Source organism: Streptomyces sp. AK02-01A (genome assembly GCF_033795305.1).
GTDB lineage: Bacteria > Actinomycetota > Actinomycetes > Streptomycetales > Streptomycetaceae > Streptomyces.
The window spans coordinates 205,969-226,618 of sequence record NZ_JARBAE010000002.1 but is presented as its reverse complement, the minus strand read 5'-3'; the positions used below and the strand labels follow the sequence as shown (position 1 = coordinate 226,618).

Below are 20,650 nucleotides of genomic sequence, written 5' to 3'. Positions count from 1 at the left end.
GCTCCGACTCTAGTGCCGGCTCCCGTGCCGCGTCCGCCCCGTCGCGGGCCGGGCGGGCTCTTGCGGCGGGTCCGGGCGGACCAGGTCCTGGAACGTCAGCCGCATCGAGGGATCGGGCGTGCGGGCGAAGCCCAGGGACGCGTACAGCGGCTCGCCCTCCCGTGACGCGTGCAGATCGTTCTTGCGGAGACGGACCAGTTCTTCGGCGTCGCCGGGCGTCGCGCGGCGTGCGAGGATCATGAGGCTGGAGGGTAGTGCGCGGCGCCGGGAAACTCGTCGCCTTTTCCGCTTGCTTCGAGTGCACTCCAAGGAATTAGCGTTGAGGTCATGACGCTGATCGAGAGCAGGGCCGTACGGACGGAACGCGTGGAGATCTGCGTAGCGGCGCCCCGCGCGCATCCGCGTCCCGACGGCGAGGACCGCTACACGATCAGCGAGGTCTCCGCCTTCACCGGGCTCACCGCGCACACTCTGCGCTGGTACGAGCGGATCGGTCTGATGCCGCACGTCGACCGGTCGCACACCGGCCAGCGCCGCTTCAGCAACCGTGACCTGGACTGGCTCGCCTTTGTCGGGAAGCTGCGGCTGACCGGGATGCCGGTCGCGGACATGGTCCGCTACGCCGAGCTGATCCGGGTAGGCGAGGAGACGTTCGAGCAACGGCGCGAACTGCTGGCGCGGACCAGGCGCGATGTCCTGGGCCGGATCGCGGAGCTCCAGGACACCGTCGCCGTACTCGACCACAAGATCGGCTTTTACGCGGACGCCCACAGGGCGTCGGAGAGGGTTTGAACCCTGATGAGTGACAGCGGGATCACAAAGGTGCGGCTCGGGACCGGCGGCCCCGAGGTCGGTGTCCAGGGCCTCGGCTGCATGGGCATGAGCTTCGCGTACGGACCGACGGACGCCGACGCGGCGCGGGCCACCCTGGAACGCGCTCTGGAGCTGGGCGTCACGCTGTACGACACGGCGGACGTGTACGGCAACGGCGAGAACGAGAAGTTCATCGCGCCGTTCGTCCGGGCACACCGCGACGAGGTCGTCGTGGCCACGAAGTTCGCTCTGGGCATCAATCCGGCCGAGCCCACCAAGCGGCTCATCCGCAACGACCGGCCCTATATCCGCCAGAGCGTCGAGGGAAGTCTCCAGCGCCTCGGCGTGGAGGTGATCGACCTCTACTACATGCACCGGCGCGATGTGAACGTCCCGATCGAGGAAACGGTCGGCGCGATGGCCGAGCTGGTGTCCGAGGGCAAGGTCAAGCAGCTCGGGCTGAGCGAGGTCACCGCCGCCGAGCTGCGCGCCGCGCACGCCGTGCACCCGATCGCCGCCGTGCAGTCCGAATGGTCGCTGTTCAGCCGTGACATCGAGGCGGCCGTCGTACCGGCCGCCGCCGAACTGGGTGTCACGCTCGTGCCGTACTCGCCGCTCGGCCGGGGTTTTCTGACCGGCGCGTTCGTCAACGCCGAGCAGGAGCTGGGCGCCGACGACTTCCGCCGTCAGCAGCCCCGTTTCACCGGCGACAACGCGGCGGCGAACGCCGTGCTGCTCGAACCGGTGCGCAAGATCGCCGAAGGACGCGGCGCCACGCTCGGACAGGTCGCGCTCGCCTGGGTGCAGCAGCGTGCGGCGGTGCACGGACTCGGCGTCGTACCGATCCCGGGGACGCGCAGGCCCAGCCGGATCGAGGAGAACACCGGCGCGACGCGCCTCATCCTCACCGCGAGCGAGCTGGAACTGCTGGAGCCGATCGCGGACCAGGTGGCCGGCGGCCGGTACGCCGACATGGCCTTCACCTCGGCCGGCCGCGAGTAGGCCCGCCCACACCTGGCGCGGGCCGGCCCGCTCACGCCAGTCCCAGCGCGAACACCGCGAAGCCCGCCGCGAGCAGCGCCGCTGCCGCGCGGCGGGCTTTCGCCGTCCGTGTCCCGGACGCCCACGGGGCTTCGAAGCCGCGCGCGTACCGTCCGATGACGACCAGCAGCACGGCGAAGAGCGGCAGCCAGGCCGGCCGGGCGAGAATCCAGCCGGCCGAGTCGGGCGCGGTCGTCAGTCCGGGCACCGCACCGAGAAAGGATGCCGGCACGGCGGCGGTGAGCATCGCCGTCTGATGCCAGCACAGGATCGTCATCGCCGAGAGATTGATGACAACGACCGGTGCCCACAGGACGGGCCTCCTCAGCAGGCGTCCGATACGGTCCCGCAGCAGGATCGCCGCTCCGCTCTGCGCGGCGGCGAGCGCGAGCACCAGCAGCGACGGCGGATGCGAGTTGGTACGGGCCTCACCTGGGACGCCGACCATCGACGCCGGATAGTGGAAGACGGCCGGCAGCGCGGCGAAGAGGAGCGTGCCGCCGATGAGCAGCACACGCGCTCCGCGACCGCTGATCCGGTCCTCGGCCCAGCAGACTCCGAGCTGATACGCGAAGAGCCAGCCCGGAAGGATGTTCACCAGGGACAGCCAGGAGGGCATGGAGTCGGACCATGGCCCGTAGCGCAGGAAGTCAACGGCGGCGACGGTCATGACCAGCGGAGCGGTGGCCCAGGCACCCAGCCTGTGTGCGGCGCGCACACAGTAAGGAGTCAGTGCTGTCACCACCAGATAGACACCGACGAACCACAGAGGCTGGATCACCAGCGTCGACGCGGTGCGCAGCGTGGTGGCGGGCACGCCGAGCGCGTACAGCGGCGGGATCAGGCCCGCCCAGACGGCCGTCACGCCGAGGACGGGTCGGCCCAGCCGCGCCAGCCGCCGCCGCAGCCAGACGACGGTCGTCGACGGCCTCCGCCGGTACGAGAGCACCGAGGCATAGCCGCCGACCAGGAAGAAGACGCCCAGCGTCTGGAGCACCCAGCTCACCGGTGCGAAACCGCCGAAGACGGCGAGCGGACTGGCGTTGTGCAGGGCGCCGCCGCCGTCCAGGGTGAAGCCGCCGAGCAGCCAGTGTCCGGTCGGTACGGCGATCAGCGCGAGAGCGCGCAGGCCGTCGATCGCGCGGTCGCGGTGGGCCGGAGTCCGCGCCTCGATCCTTTCGACCGTCCCGCTGAGCGTCATCGGACCTCACCTCGGGCGACGGCCGCGAAGGCGCGGAGCGAGTCGGTGCCGGGAGCGAAGTAACCGGTGTGGCCCCGCGCGTCCTTGGCCGGAATCCGGCGGGCACCGAAGCCCGGACCGGCCGGGTCCTCGCCATGGCCCAGTCCCGCGAATTCGACGTTCGGGACCTTGGAGATCCAGTCGGTCGGATCCTTGGCGGCCCAGACCCGTGCGTCCGTACGCAGATCCGTCACATCCCGGGCCCGCATGCCGGGGGAGCCGAACACCACGATGTCCGAGGCGTTCACCTGATGCGCGGCCAGCCCGCAGACGACGGAACCATAGCTGTGGCAGAACAGCGCGGGTTTTCTCACACCGCTCGCCGCGAGTCCCTGGGTGAACCGGACGAGCCGCTCGGCTCCCGCCTCGGCGAGCTCACCGGTGGCCGCGTCCGGACCGGCTCCGACCGGGGTGGTGTAGCCCGCCCAGGCGATGACGGCGGTCCGGTCCTTGGTCGCGGCCCGCAGTGAAGCGGCCATGCCGGCGGGTGTGCCGTACGGATCTCTCGTACGGTCGAAGGAGCCCGCGTCGATGTCCGAGCCCGGTACGACGACCGACACCCGGCCGGTGGCCGTCAGATCTCCGTACACCTCGGCGACCTGGCCACGGCCGCGTGGATCGAAGGCGAGGATCTGACGGCCCGGCCGCGCGAGCCGCTCATAGCGGGGATCGCGCGCGGCCCGTACCGCGACGGCGTTGGCCCGGTACCGCAGCGCGACCGGTACGCCGTCGAGATTGCCGACGACCAGCGGATGACGCCGGATCAGGGCCTCGCGCTGAGGAGCTGTCAGAGAGCGGAAGAAGCGGGCCACCTGATCCGGCGAGGCCGTCGCCGGATCGGGCAGCGGCCGGCCGAGCGAACCGTCCGCGCGCCAGGCGGCGCTCCCGGGCGGCGGCCCGGTCACGGCCCGCTGCGCGGTGCCGGAGGCCCAGCCCGCCGTGCCCACGACCGCGATCGCCGCCAGTGCGGCGGCGACCAGGGTCCTCCTGTGGTGGCGCATGTCCGTCTCCTTCTGCTGCTCGTCCATGAGGTGGCGAGCAGGAAGGTAAGGAGACGGTGTACGCGCGCACGTCACACCGGGGAGCCAACTGGCGAGTGATACCTGGGTAGGGGCTGTCTCTTCGCGGCGCTCGGGAGCGGCGGACGGCTCAGGAGGACGCGTCGCCCGGCGTGACCAGACCCGACTCGTACGCGAAGATCACGGCCTGTGCGCGGTCGCGCAGGCCGAGCTTCGACAGGACACGGCCTATATGGGTCTTCACGGTCTGTTCGGCGACGATCAGCCGGCCCGCGATCTCCTGGTTGGACAGGCCACGCGCGATCAGTTCGAGCACCTCGGTCTCGCGTGGCGTGAGACCGCGCAGCCGCAGGGCGCGGTCCTTGCGAGGCGCCGGCCGGGTCCGGGCGAAGTCCGCGATCAGCCGGCGGGTCACGGACGGCGCGAGCAGCGCCTCGCCGGACGCGACGATCCGTACCGCCGCGATCAGATCGGCCGGTGGCGCGTCCTTGAGCAGAAAGCCCGACGCGCCGGCGCGCAGTGCCTCGTACACATAGTCGTCCACGTCGAAGGTGGTCAGCATCAGCACTTTTGGCCGGTGGATCACTCCCAACGGCGGATCCAGCAGTTCGCGGGCGGCCGCCAGTCCGTCCAGCTCCGGCATCCGTACGTCCATCAGCACCACATCCGGATGGACGGAACGGCTCACCTCCACACCACGGCGGCCGTCCGGCGCCTCACCCACCACATCGATGTCGGCCTGCGCCGAGAGCAGCGCGGCGAACCCGGCGCGCACCATGGCCTGGTCATCGACGATGATCACGCGGATGGTCACGAGGCGTCCTGCGGAGCCGGGGCGGTGCGGCCGGCCGGTGCGGCCGTCGTGTGCAGACCGGCCGGGACGGTCAGCGGGAGCCGTGCCGCGACCCGGAAGCCGCCGTCGGGCAGCGGCCCGGTGTCCAGCGTGCCGCCGGTCAACCGCACGCGCTCACGCATGCCGACCAGGCCGTGGCCGGTCCCGGTGGTCTCCAGCGGCGAAGTGCCTGGCGCGGCCGGGCCGTTGACGACCAGGACGGTCAGCCAGTCACCGTCGGCGGTCACCGAGACCCGGGTCCGCGCGCCGGACGCGTGCCGCACCACATTGGCGAGCGCCTCCTGCACGATGCGGTACGCGGAGAGGTCCACGGCGGACGGGACCGGGACCGGGCCGGCCGGGAGCGACACCTCGGCGGGCACTCCGGCCCGCACGGTCGCCTCCACCAACTGCGGCACCCGGCCGAGCCCGGGCTGAGGCGCCCGCTCGCTCTCCGTACCGTCGCTGCGGAGCACCGAGAGCAGCCGCCGCATCTCGGTCAGGGACTCCCGCGCGCTCGCGGCGATGGCCGAGAACTCCTCGCGCGCGGCGTCCGGCAGCCCTTCGATCCGATAGGGCGCGGAGTCGGCCTGCACGGTGATCACGGACATATGGTGCGCCACCACATCGTGCAGCTCACGGGCGATCCGCGCGCGCTCCTCCAACAGCGTGCGCCGGGAGCGCTCCGCCTCGCTGATGGTCTCCTGCACCACAAGTCTGCGCTGGGCGTCACCGCGTTCGCGCAGCGCGGCCGTGACGACGAGGACCACACCGCTGAGCACGAAGAGCAGCAGATCGACGCCGCCGCTGTCCTTCCGGGAGATCAGCTCGAAGAAGAAGCCCGCCGCGCCGGTCGCCAGCCATACGGCCAGCAGCGTGCGGCGCGGTTCGCGCAGCCCGAGACAGGCCATCAGCAGCAGGTAGCCGATGACGGCCATCGGGGTCCATGGCCAGGGACGGCCCGCCACGCCGTCCGCGCCCTGCAGCAGGACCGCGCCGATGACATCGGCGGCGAAGATGATCCACCACGCCCGGAGCGGGCGGGTCACCGCGAGCAGCAGAGGCACGCTCTGCGCGGTGGCGAGCGCTCCGGACCAGCCGCCGCCCAGCCGGTAGTCCTGGATGAGGACGGTGGTCGTGACCGGCAGCAGCGCGACGGCGAAGGCGAGGGCGATCGTATACGGGACGAGCCGCTGCCACAGCCGGGGCGCGTGGGCGAAAAGCGGCTCGGCGGAGTCCGCCGGCGTCCGCAGCCCACCGGTGAGCGCCCGAGCCGATCTCTTCAGGGCGGGAGGCGTGCGCGGCGACAGGGATGCGGTTCTCATGGCCGGTCCAGCGTAGGCAGCGCCGACCTCGCCGGGCGTCATACCAGAGGGCCGGTCCGGACGTCATACCGAGGTATGACACGCGGGTCCGGCGCCGGGCGGCGTGACCGAAGCCGCTCGCCGGGCCCGCCGGCGCCGATGACCCGCGCCGTCATAACTCCGCCAGCAGCTCCGCCTTCTTCGCGGTGAACTCCTCGTCCGTCACCAGGCCCGCCCGGTGCAGATCACCGAGATGGCGGATGCGGTCCGCGACATCGGCCGGGTCGCGGCGGCCGGACGCCACTGCGGACACCGGCACGGCCGCGCGGCTCGACCCCGCGCCCTGGATCGCCCGCAGGACGGCCGCCGCGAAGGGCAGCGACTCGTGCACCGGGCCATAGCCGAGGCCGAAGACGACAGCCGCCGGGTCATGGTCGGCCCCCGGCGGACGGGAGAGCTCCGGTCCGTGGCCGTCGCGCCGCAGCAGCCGCAGATATCCCTCGAAGCCGTCGGGCGAGCGCCACTCGACGCCGTGCAGCTCCCGCACCGGAAAGCTCTGGTCGCCCGCCTTCCACTTGGCGGACGAGGCGCCCGTCCAGAACCAGCGGAAGGACACCCGGTCTCCGTCGAAGGACGCCTTGCCGTCGTACGCCTTGAAGTGCAGCGAAGGTCCGGGCGAGGCCACCAGATACCGCTCGGCCGGCTCCTGCCGCTCCCGTGCGTCCGGCGCGCCGTCCCGGTCGAGCGCGGCCCGCAACTCGTCGGCGTAGTACTCCGCGAGGGTCTCGCGCTCGGCGGGCAGCACCAGCCGGTACGGATCGCAGCCCTGCTTGAGCTGACCGGCCGCGGCCTCCATCAGCGGGTCGGCGCCGGGTCTCGGCACGGCGTGCAGCACGACCGTCCCGCGCTTGCCGGCGGAGAGGCTCACCGACGACAACGCCTCGTGCGGCACACGGCGTTCGCCGAGCGCCTGAAAGAGCTTCGGCGTCCGTATCCCCCGTTCGAAGCGGACGAGCACGGAGTCGCTTTCGAACTCCCAGGTGGCATGAATCCCCGCAAGCACATCACCCATGTGCTTCATCGTAGGCGGCGTGCGTCCGCGCGTCGCCTGCCGCAACGCACGAATTCTACGCGCGTCAGATCTCTTCCGCCCCGGTCTCATCGGCACCCGGAATTCCACTCCGGCAGGTGACATCGCCATCCGCACAGCTCACCGCGGAGTACGAACCGACCCCGATCTCCGCGAAGTTGCCGAGGCTCTCCGTGCCCGGCTCGAAGTAGCCGCTGTGGCCGATCGCGCCCTCCGCCGAGAGCACCCGAGAGCCGAATCCCCGGGACACCGGGTCCGCGCCGTGCCCGAGGCCGCCCACCGCCAGATACGGGACATCCTGGATCCAGTCGTCCTGGTCCCGCATGGCCCACACGCGGGCAGCGGTGCGGAGCTGCCGCGCGTTGCCGACCCGCATGCCGGGGCTGCCCGCGACCGCCACGTCCGCGACCCTGGCAGGCAGCGCGCGGGCGGCCACTCCGCACACCACGGAGCCGTAGCTGTGGCAGAACAGTGAGATCCGCGAGTTCCCGGGCAGCGCCGCCGCGAGCGCGGAGAGCCGTACGGCGCCGTCCTCGGCGAGCTTGCCGATCGCCGCGTCCATGCCGAGCCCGGCGGGCGCGGTGTAGTCGGCCCAGGCGATGACGGCGGTACGGGTGTCCGGGTCGGCGGCCCGCTCGGCGTCGTACAGCGACTTGGCCATGCCCACCGGCGCCGTGTACCTGCGGTGTGTCTTCTCGAACGTCAGCACATTGGTGTCGACACCAGGGACCACGACCGAGACGCGCTCCGCGAGGTCGAGGTCTCCGAAGACCTCGGCCGCGCGGCCCTTTCCCGACGGGTCGAAGGCGAGGATCTGACGGCCGCCGCCGAGCATCGACGCATAGCGGTGCATCCGCCGGCCCGCCTGCCACCGGCCGTCGCTGGAGAGTCTGGTGTCGGTCATACGGTCGTGCTCCACCCGGCGCGCCTGGGAGAGGGCCAGCCGGTTGGCGAGGTATCGCAGGGTGACGGGAGCGCCGTTGAGATTGCCGACGACAAGCGGATACCTCGTGGCCAGCCGCACCTGCTCTCTGGTGGTGAGGGAGGCGAAGAACGACGACAGCAGCCTTGGCGGCGCGGTCGGGCGCGGTAGCGGACGGTCTCCTGACCGGCCCCGCTCCCAGGCGAGAAAGGCGGCTCGCAGGGGCTCGCCGGGGCCGCGTTGATGTCGTACGGCGGTCCATCCGGTGGTCGTCAGCAACACAAACACCACGGCGAGGGCGAGCAGCGTGCGCCATGCGTTGAGGGAGGGGGAAGAGCCGAAGGAAGTCACTGCGGACCACCCTAGGACGCGCACGGCGGCGCTTGTGGCAACGGTGAGGCAGATCACGCCTCATGGAGGAATGAACCGCCGGTAACCTCGCCGCGTATGCGAGCGACACGCACGCTTCGGCGTGTTACGGGCGTACCGGACAACAAACGTGACGGACCGTAGGCTTCCGGGCCGTCAGACCGGCTCCCGGTCCCGCGCACCGGCGGCGAGAGGTCGTACGCCGGTGGTGGACCGGCCGCGGTGCCGTGGTGTCGCGCCTTGTGGGACCGTGCGTCGGACGGCCGTGCGGCGGCCTTCTCCGGCGGTCCATGTCGTCGGTCTTCTCGGCGGTCCGCGTCGCGGGTCCTCTTCGACGGCCGCGCGTGTCGTCGGCCGCGCTCCCTGTGCCGTCCTCAGGCGGACCGGCTGCTCCGGTCGCACGCCGGCTTCCGCCAGTTCCCGGCGAGCGCCGGACCGAGATGGTCGAGATACGCCTCGGTCAGCTCACCGAGTGCCTCCACGCTCGGGTCCTGTCCCTGTCCCCAGAGCCGGCCGGTCACCCGCATCACGCCGGCGAACGCGGCGACGGCGACCCGCGGCCGGGGATCGGCGTCCACGTCGAGGCCCTCGCGCTCGGCGATCAGCCGGGCGATCCCGTCCTCCAGTTCGGCGGAGCGGCGCAGATGCGTGGCGAGGAGAGCCGGGGTGGACTCGATCATCAGATATGCACGCATATGGAGCTCCGCCGGTACGACCGCCTCGATCGCTTCTCCGATGGTGTTCCAGGCGGACGTGACGGCGTTGCGCATCGCCTCGAATGGCCCCTCCGAGGCGGGCCGGCGGCTCAGAGCCTCGAAAAACCTGTCCTCGACCATGTCCACCACAGCGAAGGCGACCTCCTCCTTGCTGGCGAAATAGCGGAAGAAGGTGCGCTGGGAGACCTCGACGGCGTCCGCGATCTCATCGACGGTCGTCTGCTCGTATCCGCGCGTGGTGAACAGCTCCAGCGCCACCCGCAGCAGGGCGTCACGCGTGCGCTGCTTCTTGCGGGCGCGCAGTCCGGCCGGCTGTTCAACCGCTGTTTCCCGCCCGGTGGTTATGTGCTGCCCGAGAGTCACCGCATGGTCCTCATTCCACCGCTTCATCGCACTTTGCCCAGATCGGTCTATCTGTGAGCTACATGACAGTTACCGACTTGTGAATTGGTTTGTCAACTGTCAGTGACTGACACTAGCGTGTCCGGTATGACTAGTCAGACCACCGTCGACAAGGCGCCACAGGTCCCGGAATCTCCGGCCGCCGCGCCGTCCAAGGGCCTGCGCGGCCATCCTTGGCTGACGCTCTTCTCCGTGGCCATCGGCGTGATGATGGTGGCGCTCGACGGCACCATTGTCGCGATCGCGAATCCGGCCATCAAGCAGGACCTCGGCGCGACCTTCGCCGACGTCCAGTGGATCACCAACGGCTACTTCCTCGCCCTCGCCGTGGCACTGATCACCGCGGGCAAGCTCGGTGACCGCTTCGGCCACCGGCAGACCTTCCTCATCGGCGTCATCGGCTTCGCCGCGGCCTCGGGGGCCATCGGCCTCTCCCACAGCATCTCGCTCGTGGTCACCTTCCGGGTGCTTCAGGGCCTCTTCGGAGCGCTGCTGATGCCGGCGGCGCTCGGCCTGCTGCGTGCCACCTTCCCGGCCGAGAAGCTCAATATGGCCATCGGTATCTGGGGCATGGTCATCGGCGCCTCGACGGCGGGCGGGCCGATCCTCGGCGGCGTGCTGGTCGAGCACGTCAGCTGGCAGTCGGTCTTCTTCATCAATGTGCCGGTCGGCGTGGTCGCCCTGGTGATCGGCGCGGTGATCCTCCGGGACCACCGGGCGGAGAACGCCCCGAAGTCCTTCGACATCCTCGGCATCCTGCTGCTCTCCGCCGCCATGTTCTGCCTTGTCTGGGCGATCATCAAGGCCCCGGCCTGGGGCTGGGGCGACGGCCTGACCTGGCTGTTCATCGCCGTCTCCGTCGCCTGCTTCGTGCTCTTCGCCTTCTGGGAGACGAAGGTCAAGGAGCCGCTCGTCCCGCTCGGGCTGTTCCGCTCCGTACCGCTGTCCGCCGGTGTGGTCCTGATGGTGCTGATGGCCATCGCCTTCCTGGGCGGCCTCTTCTTCGTCACCTTCTACCTCCAGAACGTGCACGGCATGAGCCCGATCGACGCCGGTCTGCATCTGCTGCCGCTGACCGGGATGATGATCGTCGGATCGCCGCTGGCGGGCGTGGTGATCACCAAGCTCGGCCCCCGGATCCCGCTGGCGGGCGGCATGGTCCTCACGGCCGCCGCCATGTTCGGTATGTCCACTCTGGAGACGGGCACCAGCAGCCTCACCATGTCGATCTGGTTCGCGCTGCTCGGGCTCGGCCTGGCGCCGGTCATGGTGGGCGCGACCGAGGTCATCGTGGGCAACGCTCCGATGGAGCTGTCCGGTGTGGCGGGCGGTCTGCAGCAGGCCGCCATGCAGATCGGCGGCAGCCTCGGTACGGCCGTACTCGGCGCGGTCATGGCCTCCAAGGTCACCAGCGATCTGCCGGGCAACTGGACCGAGGCGGGGCTCCCGCCGCTCACTCCCGCGCAGGAGGCCCAGGCCGCCGAGGCGGTCCAGGGCGGTGTGGCGCCGGTGGCGCCCGGTACTCCGGCCGAGGTCGCCGCGAAGATCACCAGCGTGGCGCACGACACCTTCATGTCCGGCATGGGGCTGGCCTGTCTGGTCGCCGCCGCTGTCGCGACCGTGGCGGTCTTTGTCGCGCTGCTGACGAAGCGTGGCGTCAACGCCGACGCGTCGGGCGGCGGGGTTCACATCTGAGGTCAGTCCACGGATGACCCGACGTCAATCACGTGCCTGAGACAGCCCCGCCGAAACCTTCCGGCGGGGCTGTCGCCTATCCGGGTGGAGGGTGCTCCGGTCTTCTTCCCGGGCCCGTACGCCGCGGGTCAGGGTGGGGTGCACAGTTTCGTACGACACGGGGGTTCATCCGTATGCGCAAGACCATGTACACGTCCGGGCCGAGGTCGAAGGCGCGGCCGGAGGCGGTGTTCCGGCCGCGGCCGGAGGCGGCGCTCAGGTCCGGGCGGAGGACCGGGCCGGCCTGTATGCCGAAGGCCGTCGCCGCCGGGGCGCTGGCCGTCGCCGCACTGCTGCCGGGATCCGTCGATGTCACCGCCGCCGCCGCTGCCGCACCGCCGCGCCTCGGAGAGTGCGCGGCCGGCGAGCTCTGCCTGTGGGAGAAAGGCGACTTCAAGGGAGCGCGGCAGACGCATGAACTGTCCGGTATCAGCATCGACAGCTGTACGCCGCTTCCTCGGGGCGCCACCGTCGAGTCCCTCGCCAACCGCACCGGACGGCCGGTGACGACCTATCAGTCCGAAGAGTGCGCGGAGACCGGGGAGTTCGAGACCTATCCGGGCGGCGGCACCTGGCTGCCGCGGTCGCCGTACCGCGTCAGGGCCTTCAAGGTCTGGGAGCACTGAGCCGCTCCGGGCCGCGGGCGTCTGGGAGCGCGGAGCGGGGGTACCCGACGGAGGAGAAAGCCCCCGACCGACCCGAGGAGGGACGATGACGGGCTTCGGAAACACCCGTACACGCAGGGGCCCCCGCTCACACGGCCGGATGAGGTCGCGGACCGGGCCGGACCGCGTGACGCTCGGGATCGTCGGACTGGTCTGCGCGGTCGCCGGATTGTTCGTGCTGGGAATCGTGCTCGGCCCGGTCGCGATCGTGTGTGGCCGGCTGGCCATGGGCCGCCGCTGGAGCGGTGCGCACATTCCGGCGGTGGTCGCGGTCGCGCTCGGTGCGATCGACACCCTGCTGGCGATCCTCTGGCTGGCCTGACACGTCCGGCCGGGCGGTTCGGGAGAGCCGGCGTCGTAACCGGCGGGAACGACCGGAGGGCGGTGGGACCCATGGGTCCCACCGCCCTCCGGCGCGCGTCCTACTGTCCGCGTGGCGTCGCGGACCGGCCGCGGTCAGGCGTCGCAGCGGTCAGACATCACCGCGGTCAGACATCACCGCGGTCAGGCGTCGCCACCGGCCGCGCCCGGGTCGGCCGCGGAGGCGTCCAGCAGCTCGTAGCGGTCCACCGCCTGCTTCAGCACGGAACGGTCGACCTTGCCCTCCCTCGCCAGCTCGGTGAGTACTCCGAGCACGATCGACTGCGCGTCGATGTGGAAGAAGCGACGGGCCGCGCCGCGCGTGTCGGCGAAGCCGAAACCGTCCGCGCCCAGTGACTGGTACGTGCCGGGAACCCAGCGCGAGATCTGGTCGGGTACCGAACGCATCCAGTCGGATACGGCCACGAACGGGCCCTCCGCGCCGGACAGCTTGCGCGTCACATACGGCACGCGCTGTTCCGCGTCCGGGTGCAGCAGATTGTGCCGCTCCACCTCGACGGCCTCGCGCCGCAGCTCGTTCCAGGACGTCGCGGACCAGACATCGGCCCGGACATTCCACTCCTCGGCGAGGATCCGCTGCGCCTCCACCGCCCACGGCACCGCCACTCCGGACGCCATGATCTGCGCGGGGATCGCGCCCCGCTCGCCCTGCTTGAAGCGGTGGATGCCCTTGAGGATCCCGTCGACATCCACATCGGCGGGCTCGGCCGGATGCTGGATCGGCTCGTTGTAGACGGTGAGGTAGTAGAAGACGTCCTCGCTGGCCGGGCCGTACATCCGGCGCAGACCGTCCTTGACGATATGCGCGATCTCGAAGCCGTACGCCGGGTCGTACGCGACACAGGCCGGATTGGTCGAGGCCAGCAGATGCGAGTGGCCGTCCGCGTGCTGGAGCCCTTCACCGGTCAGAGTCGTCCGTCCGGCGGTCGCACCCAGTACAAAGCCACGCGCGAGCTGATCGGACATCTGCCAGAACTGGTCACCTGTCCGCTGGAATCCGAACATCGAATAGAACACGTACACCGGGATCAGCGGCTCGCCGTGTGTGGCGTACGCCGAACCCGCCGCGATCAGCGAGGCGGTACAGCCCGCCTCGGAGATGCCGTCGTGCAGCATCTGGCCGGTCGGGGACTCCTTGTACGAGAGCAGCAGCTCGCGGTCCACGGCTTCGTACTGCTGGCCCAGCGGGTTGTAGATCTTGGCGCTCGGGAAGAACGAGTCCATGCCGAACGTGCGGTACTCGTCCGGGGCGATCAGCACGAAGCGCTTGCCGATCTCCTTGTCCCGCATCAGGTCCTTGAGCAGCCGGACGAAGGCCATGGTGGTGGCGATCGACTGCTGGCCCGAGCCCTTCTTTACCGCCGCGTAGGTCTTGTCCCCGGGAAGATTCAGCGGCTTCGCCCGCACGATCCTGGTCGGCACATATCCGCCCAGCGACTTGCGCCGGTCGTGCATGTACTGGATCTCTTCCGAGTCCCTGCCGGGGTGGTAGTAGGGCGGCAGACCGCCCTCCAGCTCCTGGTCGGTGATCGGGATGTGCAGCCGGTCGCGGAAGCCCTTGAGGTCGGCGACCGTCAGCTTCTTCATCTGATGGGTCGCGTTGCGGCCCTCGAAGTTCGGTCCGAGCGTCCAGCCCTTGACGGTCTGCGCCAGGATCACGGTCGGCTGGCCCTTGTGGGCCTTGGCCGCCGCGTACGCCGCGTAGACCTTCTTGTGGTCGTGGCCACCGCGGCCGAGGTGCAGGATCTGTTCGTCGGACATGTTCTCGACCATGGCGCGCAGCCGCTGGTCGTCACCGAAGAAGTGGTCACGGATGTACGAGCCGGTCTCGGTGGCGTACGTCTGGAACTGCCCGTCGGGCGTCGTGTTCAGCCGGTTGACGAGCACGCCGTCGCGGTCCTGCGCGAGCAGCGGGTCCCAGGAGCGGTCCCAGACCAGCTTGATGACATTCCAGCCGGCGCCGCGGAACTGCGACTCCAGCTCCTGGATGATCTTGCCGTTGCCGCGCACCGGGCCGTCGAGCCGCTGGAGGTTGCAGTTGACGACAAAGGTCAGATTGTCGAGGCCCTCCCGTGCGGCGATGGAAAGCTGGCCCAGCGACTCGGGCTCGTCCATCTCACCGTCGCCGAGATACGCCCAGACGTGCGAGGAGGAGGTGTCGGCGATACCGCGCGCCTCCATGTAGCGGTTCATCCGGGCCTGGTAGATCGCGCCGAGGGGACCGAGCCCCATCGAGACGGTGGGAAACTCCCAGAAGTCCGGCATCAGCCGCGGATGCGGATAGCTGGACAGGCCGTACGGAGCCTTCGACTTCTCCTGGCGGAACGCGTCGAGCTGTGTCTCGCTCAGCCGGTCGAGCAGGAAGGCGCGGGCGTAGATGCCGGGAGAGGCATGGCCCTGGAAGAAGATCTGGTCGCCGCCGTCGCCGCCGTCCTTGCCCCGGAAGAAGTGGTTGAAGCCCACGTCGTACAGGGAGGCGGAGGAGGCGAAGGTGGCGATGTGGCCGCCGACGCCGATACCGGGGCGCTGCGCACGCGACACCATCACGGCCGCGTTCCAGCGGGTGGCGTTGAGGATCTTGCGCTCGATCTCCTCGTTGCCGGGGAAGAAGGGCTCATCCTTGGTGGCGATGGTGTTGACGTAGTCCGTGCTGCGCATCTCGGGCACAGCCACACGCTTCTCACGCGCGCGCTCGATCAGTCGGAGCATCAGATAACGGGCGCGCTCACGGCCTCGCTCGTCGACAGCGGCGTCGAGCGAGTCGAGCCACTCCTGGGTCTCTTCGGGATCAAAGTCCGGGACCTGGCTGGGAAGGCCGCCAATGATGATCGGGTTGCGATCGGATCCGGAAGCCACGCTTTTCCTTCGCTGTTTGGTCGTGTCGTGCCCTGCACGCGATCGATGCAGTGCACGCCGTCGGGATACTGCTTCTACGCGGGCCAGGGGCCCCCGGGTGTCCCCGCGGAGTTGCCCTGGGCATGGGCACGTACGCCGCCTCCATCGTGTACCGCTGCGACGGAAACGTCATCTCTACTGAGGGGTAACCCGCGCTCTCCGCCAAATCCGGCTTCCGGTCCGGCTCGCGCGTCGGTCAAATCGCAACCTTACGCCCAACCCGTCTATGCGTTTCGTTCGGCCGTTCGGACCCGATTGGCGTACCGAAGCGGCATAACATTACAAAGAGGGAGGAAACGTATGGCGTATATCGCGGAAGGCGGTGCCGAAGTGGCAGGAGTTGCGGTGGAGTGGCCCGGATCGTCACCGTTTCGGCGGTCTCGGCGGCCGGGTACTTGCGCGATCCGCCCCGCCCGTGTGGACTACGGCCAATGCCCCGCGCACGCGCGTGGCTGAAGCATTTTCCGAAACAAGATCAGGAGGCAATCCGTGAGCGCGACCGCGGACCACGCGGAGGAACGGACCAGCCCGGCCGCAAGGCTGGGGTTCGAACCCGGACAGGTGGTCCAGGAGATCGGCTACGACGACGACGTCGAGCAGGAGCTCCGCGAGTCCATCGAGGCTGTCATTGGCCAGGAGCTCGTCGACGAGGATTACGAGGACGTGGCTGACGCCGTCCTGCTGTGGTTCCGTGACGAGGACGGCGACCTTACGGACGCGCTGGTGGACGCCATCGGTCTGATCGAGGAGGGCGGAGCGGTCTGGCTGCTCACGCCCAAGACCGGCCGTGATGGCTACGTCGAACCGAGCGACATCAACGAGGCCGCCCAGACCGCGGGCCTGTCCCAGACAAAGAGCATCAACGCCGGCAAGGACTGGACCGGCAGTCGGCTCGTCACGCCCAAGGCGGCGAAGTCCAAGCGCTGACTCCGAGCGCCGCATCGAGCGCGCAAGCCGCAGCAGCCATCAGCAAGCAGCCTTGACGGCCCCCGCCGACCTCTGTCGGCGGGGGCCTTGTGCGTACGCTGGAAGGCATCTGCCGGGCCAGTGAAGGGACGTGTACCCATGGCGATCGAGGTCGGCACCATCGCCCCGGACTTCGAGCTGAAGGACAACCACGGCCGGACCGTGCGGCTGTCCGACTTCCGCGGGCCGGATGGTCCCAAGAACGTGGTGCTGCTCTTCTATCCGTTCGCCTTCACCGGTGTGTGCACGGGTGAGCTGTGCGCCCTGCGGGACGAGCTGCCCGCGTTCGTCAACGACGACACGCAGCTCCTCGCCGTCTCCAACGACTCCATCCACACTCTGCGTGTGTTCGCCGAGCAGGAGGGCCTGGAGTATCCGTTGCTGTCGGACTTCTGGCCGCACGGCGAGATCTCGCGCGCGTACGGCGTCTTCGACGAGGAGAAGGGATGCGCCGTGCGGGGCACCTTCATCATCGACAAGGAGGGCGTCGTGCGCTGGACGGTGGTGCACGGCCTGCCGGACGCCAGGGACCTCAACGAATACATCAAGGCGCTGGCGGCGCTCTGACCCGGGGCTGAGTCCATCGGGCGAAGCGCTCTCCACGGCCCGGGGTGTCAGTCGGAAATCGCACAGTGACCGGGAACCGGTCACTAGGATCCACTCGTTGATCCGATGCCAACGCACCAGGGGGCGCGCGGCCCGCGCCGCCGGCCACTGATCTCGCCAGGTCAGCCGCCGGCCACGGTTGCCGGCCCCGAGAAACCATAAGGAGGACTCGTGGGAGTCAGCCTCAGCAAGGGCGGAAACGTCTCGCTGACCAAGGCCGCGCCCAATCTGACCGCGGTCACCGTGGGTCTGGGCTGGGACGTCCGTACGACCACCGGCAGCGACTTCGACCTCGACGCCAGCGCCCTGCTGACGAACTCCGAGGGCAAGGTCGCCATCGACGGGAACTTCATCTTCTTCAACAATCTGAAGAGCCCGGACGGATCCGTCGAGCACACCGGTGACAACCTCACCGGTGCGGGCGAGGGCGACGACGAGGCGATCAAGGTCAATCTGGCCGCGGTCCCCGCCGACGTCGAGAAGATCGTGTTCCCTGTCTCGATCTACGAGGCGGAGAGCCGTCAGCAGTCCTTCGGCCAGGTACGCAACGCCTTCATCCGCGTGGTCAACCAGGCCGACAACAACGAACTGGCGCGGTACGACCTGAGTGAGGACGCCTCGACGGAGACCGCGATGGTCTTCGGCGAGCTCTACCGCAACGGCGCGGAGTGGAAGTTCCGCGCCATCGGCCAGGGGTACGCCTCGGGTCTGCGCGGTATCGCACAGGACTTCGGCGTCAACGTCTGAGCCGATCCGTCCCGTCGCGTCCGGCGCCGCACAGTCCTGTGCGGCGCCGGACGCGCTCAGGGGGAGCGCGGATCCCGGGCCGCCCGCGCGCGTCGCCGCGTCGTACGCGCATCGGTGCGCGACGAACGGCATGAAGAAGGCTTGAACGGGCATGACGTCAGGCGCGCCATGCCCGGCAGCACGGCACCACACCACCTCGGGGAGGACTCACCATCATGGGCGTCACACTCGCCAAGGGAGGCAATGTCTCCCTCTCCAAGGCCGCACCGAACCTCACCCAGGTGCTGGTCGGGCTCGGCTGGGACGCGCGCTCCACCACCGGAGCGCCCTTCGACCTCGATGCCAGCGCACTCCTCTGCCAGTCGGGCCGGGTGCTCGGCGACGAGTGGTTCATCTTCTACAACAATCTGACCAGCCCGGACGGATCCGTCGAACATACGGGTGACAATCTGACGGGTGAGGGCGAGGGCGACGACGAGTCGCTTCTCGTCGATCTCTCCAAGGTGCCGGCCCACTGCGACAAGATCGTCTTTCCGGTCTCGATCCACGAGGCCGACAATCGCGGCCAGACTTTCGGACAGGTCAGTAACGCGTTCATTCGCGTGGCCAACCAGGCCGACGGACAGGAACTCGCGCGCTACGACCTCAGTGAGGATGCCTCCACGGAAACGGCGATGATCTTCGGCGAGCTGTACCGCTATGGCGGCGAGTGGAAGTTCAGGGCCGTGGGACAGGGGTACGCGTCCGGACTTCGGGGCATCGCTCTAGACTTCGGGGTCAACGTTTCGTAAAGCAGTGCTCTGCGCGGGGGAAACCCGTTAATCACCAGATGGGGTAACCAGTGATCCTGAAAACCTTCGGCTGGTCGATCGCCATCACGGCGGTCGGCCTCGCCTTCGCGGCCTGGCAGTGGGGGTGGGAGGCGTTCGGGATCGTACTGATCCTGTCGATCCTTGAGATCTCGCTGTCGTTCGACAACGCGGTCGTCAATGCCGGGGTCCTGAAGAAGATGAATGCCTTCTGGCAGAAGATCTTCCTCACCGTCGGCATCCTCATCGCGGTGTTCGGCATGCGGCTGGTGTTCCCCGTCGTCATTGTCGCCATCAGCGCCAAGGTCGGGCCGATCGAAGCCGTCCAGATCGCGGTGGACAACCCCGACCGGTACGAATCCCTGGTCACCGACGCCCACCCGGCGATCGCTGCCTTCGGTGGCATGTTCCTGCTGATGATCTTCCTGGACTTCATCTTCGAGGACCGGGACATCAAGTGGCTGGGCTGGCTGGAGCGCCCGCTGGCCAAGCTCGGCAAGGTCGACATGCTGTCGGTCTGCATCGCGCTGATCGTTCTTCTGGTCACGGCACTCACCTTCGCCACCCACGCCCACACCAGCACGGGCTACCAGGACAAGTCGGCCACCGTGCTGCTCGCCGGGGTCGGCGGCCTGATCACGTACCTCGTCGTCGGCGGACTTTCGAGCTTCTTCGAGAACCGGCTGGAGGAGCGGGAGGAGCACGAGCACGAGGAAGAGGAGAAGGCCAGGGCCGAGGGCAAGCAGGTCTCGGCGGTCGGCCTGGCGGGCAAGGCCGCGTTCTTCCTCTTCCTCTACCTTGAGGTCCTGGACGCGTCCTTCTCCTTCGACGGCGTGATCGGCGCCTTCGCCATCACGAACCAGATCTTCTGGATGGCGCTGGGCCTCGGCATCGGTGCCATGTATGTCCGTTCGCTCACGGTCTATCTGGTCCGCCAGGGCACTCTGGACGACTACGTCTACCTGGAGCACGGCGCGCACTACGCGATCGGTGCGCTCGCCGTCATCCTGCTGATCACCATCGAGCACTCGATCAACGAGATCATCACCGGTCTGATCGGAGTCGTCCTGATCGCCGCCTCCTTCTGGTCCTCGGTGCGCCGCAACAAGGCGCTGGAGGCGGAGGAGGCCGGCAAGGATCCCAACGACGACAAATCGGCGCTGCGCGTCTGAGCCGTGCTCCGGTGAGCCCTCTGGTGAGCCGGTCCTCCGGGGTGTGACCTGGAGGGGATTCTGGGAACGCTCTGAACGGGGCGGCCGGGAGGCGGAAGCCTCCCGGCCGCCCCGTTGTTACGAGCGATGGTGGCGAGTTGACGACGACAGGGGTGGGGTGGGCATGGCCTTCTGGGACAATCTGTGGCAGGGGCAAAGGGCTACGCAGTTCGATTCGGGCAATGCGGCTTCCAACTCCATCGAGCTGACCAAGCGGCATCCGTCGGTCTCGCTCTCCAAGCAGGGCGCGGCGACCGGCAATCTTCGGGTGAACCTCTCCTGGCGGATGCGTTCGTCCGACATCGAAGGACGGTCGAGGCGGAGCGGCGGCCTCCTGCGGCATCCGTTCAAACTCTTCAAGCCCGAAGTGGTGCAGGCCCATACGCAGGGCGTGGTCAATGTCGACCTGGACATCGGCTGCATGTACGAGCTGACCGACGGCAGCAAGGGTGTGGTCCAGCCGCTGGGCAGCCTCTTCGGGGATCTCAACGGCCCGCCGTACGTCAAGCTCAGTGGCGACGACCGGTTCGGCGCTCCGTCCGGCGAGACGATCTTCGTCAATCTCGACCACCAGGAGGAGATCAAGCGGCTGCTGGTCTTCGTCTACATCTACGACCAGACGCCCGCCTTCGACCGTACGCACGCCAAGGTGACGCTCTACCCGAGCAACGGGCCGCGTATCGAGATCGAACTCGACGAGCACGCGCCTCAGGCCCGGTCGTGCGCGGTGTTCTCGCTGGAGAGCGTCAAGGGCGAGCTGATCGTGCGCCGTGAGGTGAAGTTCGTCTACGGCTTCCAGGCGGAGCTGGACCGGCTGTACGGCTGGGGCATGCAGTGGGGGCGCGGCTACAAGACGAAGACCTGAGGGCGGCCTTGTACGGGGGAGGC

General features: G+C 69.1%; 20 protein-coding genes. 11 read left to right on the top strand and 9 right to left on the bottom strand.

The annotated features are described in order from the left end of the window. Positions 1-9: 9 nt before the first annotated feature. Positions 10-240: a hypothetical protein gene (locus tag PV679_RS36115; protein ID WP_416069644.1), complete on the bottom strand. Its 231-nt coding sequence runs from the start codon at positions 238-240 to the stop codon at positions 10-12. An 87-nt stretch (positions 241-327) separates the two neighbouring features. On the opposite strand from PV679_RS36115, the gene PV679_RS03430 reads away from it, so the two are divergent. After that, positions 328-792, top strand: a complete 465-nt coding sequence (locus PV679_RS03430; RefSeq protein WP_319678701.1) for a MerR family transcriptional regulator — start codon at positions 328-330, stop codon at positions 790-792. Between the two features lie 6 nt (positions 793-798). Beyond that, positions 799-1,815 (top strand): aldo/keto reductase, encoded by a 1,017-nt coding sequence (locus tag PV679_RS03425; RefSeq protein WP_319678700.1) that lies wholly within the window; start codon positions 799-801, stop codon positions 1,813-1,815. A 31-nt stretch (positions 1,816-1,846) separates the two neighbouring features. On the opposite strand, the gene PV679_RS03420 is transcribed toward PV679_RS03425, so the two are convergent. From PV679_RS03420 to PV679_RS03390, 7 genes are all read right to left on the bottom strand, one after another. Further along, positions 1,847-3,055 (bottom strand): acyltransferase family protein, encoded by a 1,209-nt coding sequence (locus PV679_RS03420; RefSeq protein WP_319678699.1) that lies wholly within the window; start codon positions 3,053-3,055, stop codon positions 1,847-1,849. Next, entirely contained in the window at positions 3,052-4,095 is a 1,044-nt protein-coding gene (locus PV679_RS03415; protein WP_319678698.1) for an alpha/beta hydrolase, read from the bottom strand. The genes PV679_RS03420 and PV679_RS03415 overlap by 4 nt, the downstream gene beginning before the upstream one ends. A gap of 148 nt (positions 4,096-4,243) precedes the next feature. After that, entirely contained in the window at positions 4,244-4,927 is a 684-nt protein-coding gene (locus PV679_RS03410; protein ID WP_319678697.1) for a response regulator transcription factor, read from the bottom strand. Next, the gene (locus PV679_RS03405; RefSeq protein WP_319678696.1) at positions 4,924-6,270 is read right to left on the bottom strand and encodes a sensor histidine kinase; all 1,347 of its coding nucleotides are present in this window, start codon (positions 6,268-6,270) and stop codon (positions 4,924-4,926) included. Before PV679_RS03405 ends, PV679_RS03410 begins: the two co-directional genes overlap by 4 nt. Positions 6,271-6,421: 151 nt before the next feature. Further along, positions 6,422-7,321 carry a DUF4429 domain-containing protein gene (locus tag PV679_RS03400; protein ID WP_319678695.1) on the bottom strand — a complete coding sequence of 300 codons (900 nt, stop codon included), beginning with the start codon at positions 7,319-7,321 and terminating at the stop codon, positions 6,422-6,424. 64 nt (positions 7,322-7,385) lie between these two features. Further along, positions 7,386-8,612, bottom strand: a complete 1,227-nt coding sequence (locus PV679_RS03395) for an alpha/beta hydrolase (protein ID WP_319678694.1) — start codon at positions 8,610-8,612, stop codon at positions 7,386-7,388. 392 nt (positions 8,613-9,004) lie between these two features. Further along, a complete protein-coding gene (locus tag PV679_RS03390) occupies positions 9,005-9,709 on the bottom strand; it encodes a TetR family transcriptional regulator (protein ID WP_416069643.1) in 705 nt (234 codons plus the stop codon). A 126-nt stretch (positions 9,710-9,835) separates the two neighbouring features. Between PV679_RS03390 and PV679_RS03385 the strand changes: the two genes are divergently transcribed. From PV679_RS03385 to PV679_RS03375, 3 genes are all read left to right on the top strand, one after another. Next, positions 9,836-11,443 carry a DHA2 family efflux MFS transporter permease subunit gene (locus tag PV679_RS03385; RefSeq protein WP_319678693.1) on the top strand — a complete coding sequence of 536 codons (1,608 nt, stop codon included), beginning with the start codon at positions 9,836-9,838 and terminating at the stop codon, positions 11,441-11,443. Between the two features lie 287 nt (positions 11,444-11,730). Further along, positions 11,731-12,108 carry a peptidase inhibitor family I36 protein gene (locus PV679_RS03380; RefSeq protein ID WP_319678692.1) on the top strand — a complete coding sequence of 126 codons (378 nt, stop codon included), beginning with the start codon at positions 11,731-11,733 and terminating at the stop codon, positions 12,106-12,108. An 85-nt stretch (positions 12,109-12,193) separates the two neighbouring features. Beyond that, on the top strand, positions 12,194-12,469 hold the full coding sequence (locus tag PV679_RS03375) for a small hydrophobic protein (RefSeq protein WP_319678691.1): 276 nt from the start codon (positions 12,194-12,196) through the stop codon (positions 12,467-12,469). 182 nt (positions 12,470-12,651) lie between these two features. Here the strand turns inward: PV679_RS03375 and aceE are convergent, their stop codons facing one another. Next, positions 12,652-15,384: a pyruvate dehydrogenase (acetyl-transferring), homodimeric type gene (gene aceE / locus PV679_RS03370; protein ID WP_319678690.1), complete on the bottom strand. Its 2,733-nt coding sequence runs from the start codon at positions 15,382-15,384 to the stop codon at positions 12,652-12,654. Positions 15,385-15,912: 528 nt separating this feature from the next. Between aceE and PV679_RS03365 the strand changes: the two genes are divergently transcribed. From PV679_RS03365 to PV679_RS03340, 6 genes are all read left to right on the top strand, one after another. Continuing rightward, complete coding sequence (locus PV679_RS03365; protein ID WP_319678689.1) at positions 15,913-16,350, top strand: DUF3052 domain-containing protein; 438 nt, start codon at positions 15,913-15,915, stop codon at positions 16,348-16,350. Positions 16,351-16,488: 138 nt separating this feature from the next. Next, on the top strand, positions 16,489-16,956 hold the full coding sequence (locus PV679_RS03360; RefSeq protein WP_319678688.1) for a peroxiredoxin: 468 nt from the start codon (positions 16,489-16,491) through the stop codon (positions 16,954-16,956). Positions 16,957-17,166: 210 nt separating this feature from the next. Then, positions 17,167-17,742, top strand: a complete 576-nt coding sequence (locus PV679_RS03355; protein ID WP_319678687.1) for a TerD family protein — start codon at positions 17,167-17,169, stop codon at positions 17,740-17,742. A gap of 215 nt (positions 17,743-17,957) precedes the next feature. Beyond that, entirely contained in the window at positions 17,958-18,533 is a 576-nt protein-coding gene (locus PV679_RS03350) for a TerD family protein (protein ID WP_046502757.1), read from the top strand. A 50-nt stretch (positions 18,534-18,583) separates the two neighbouring features. After that, positions 18,584-19,723 (top strand): DUF475 domain-containing protein, encoded by a 1,140-nt coding sequence (locus PV679_RS03345; protein WP_319678686.1) that lies wholly within the window; start codon positions 18,584-18,586, stop codon positions 19,721-19,723. Positions 19,724-19,886: 163 nt separating this feature from the next. Further along, a complete protein-coding gene (locus tag PV679_RS03340; RefSeq protein ID WP_319678685.1) occupies positions 19,887-20,627 on the top strand; it encodes a Tellurium resistance in 741 nt (246 codons plus the stop codon). Positions 20,628-20,650: the final 23 nt, after the last annotated feature.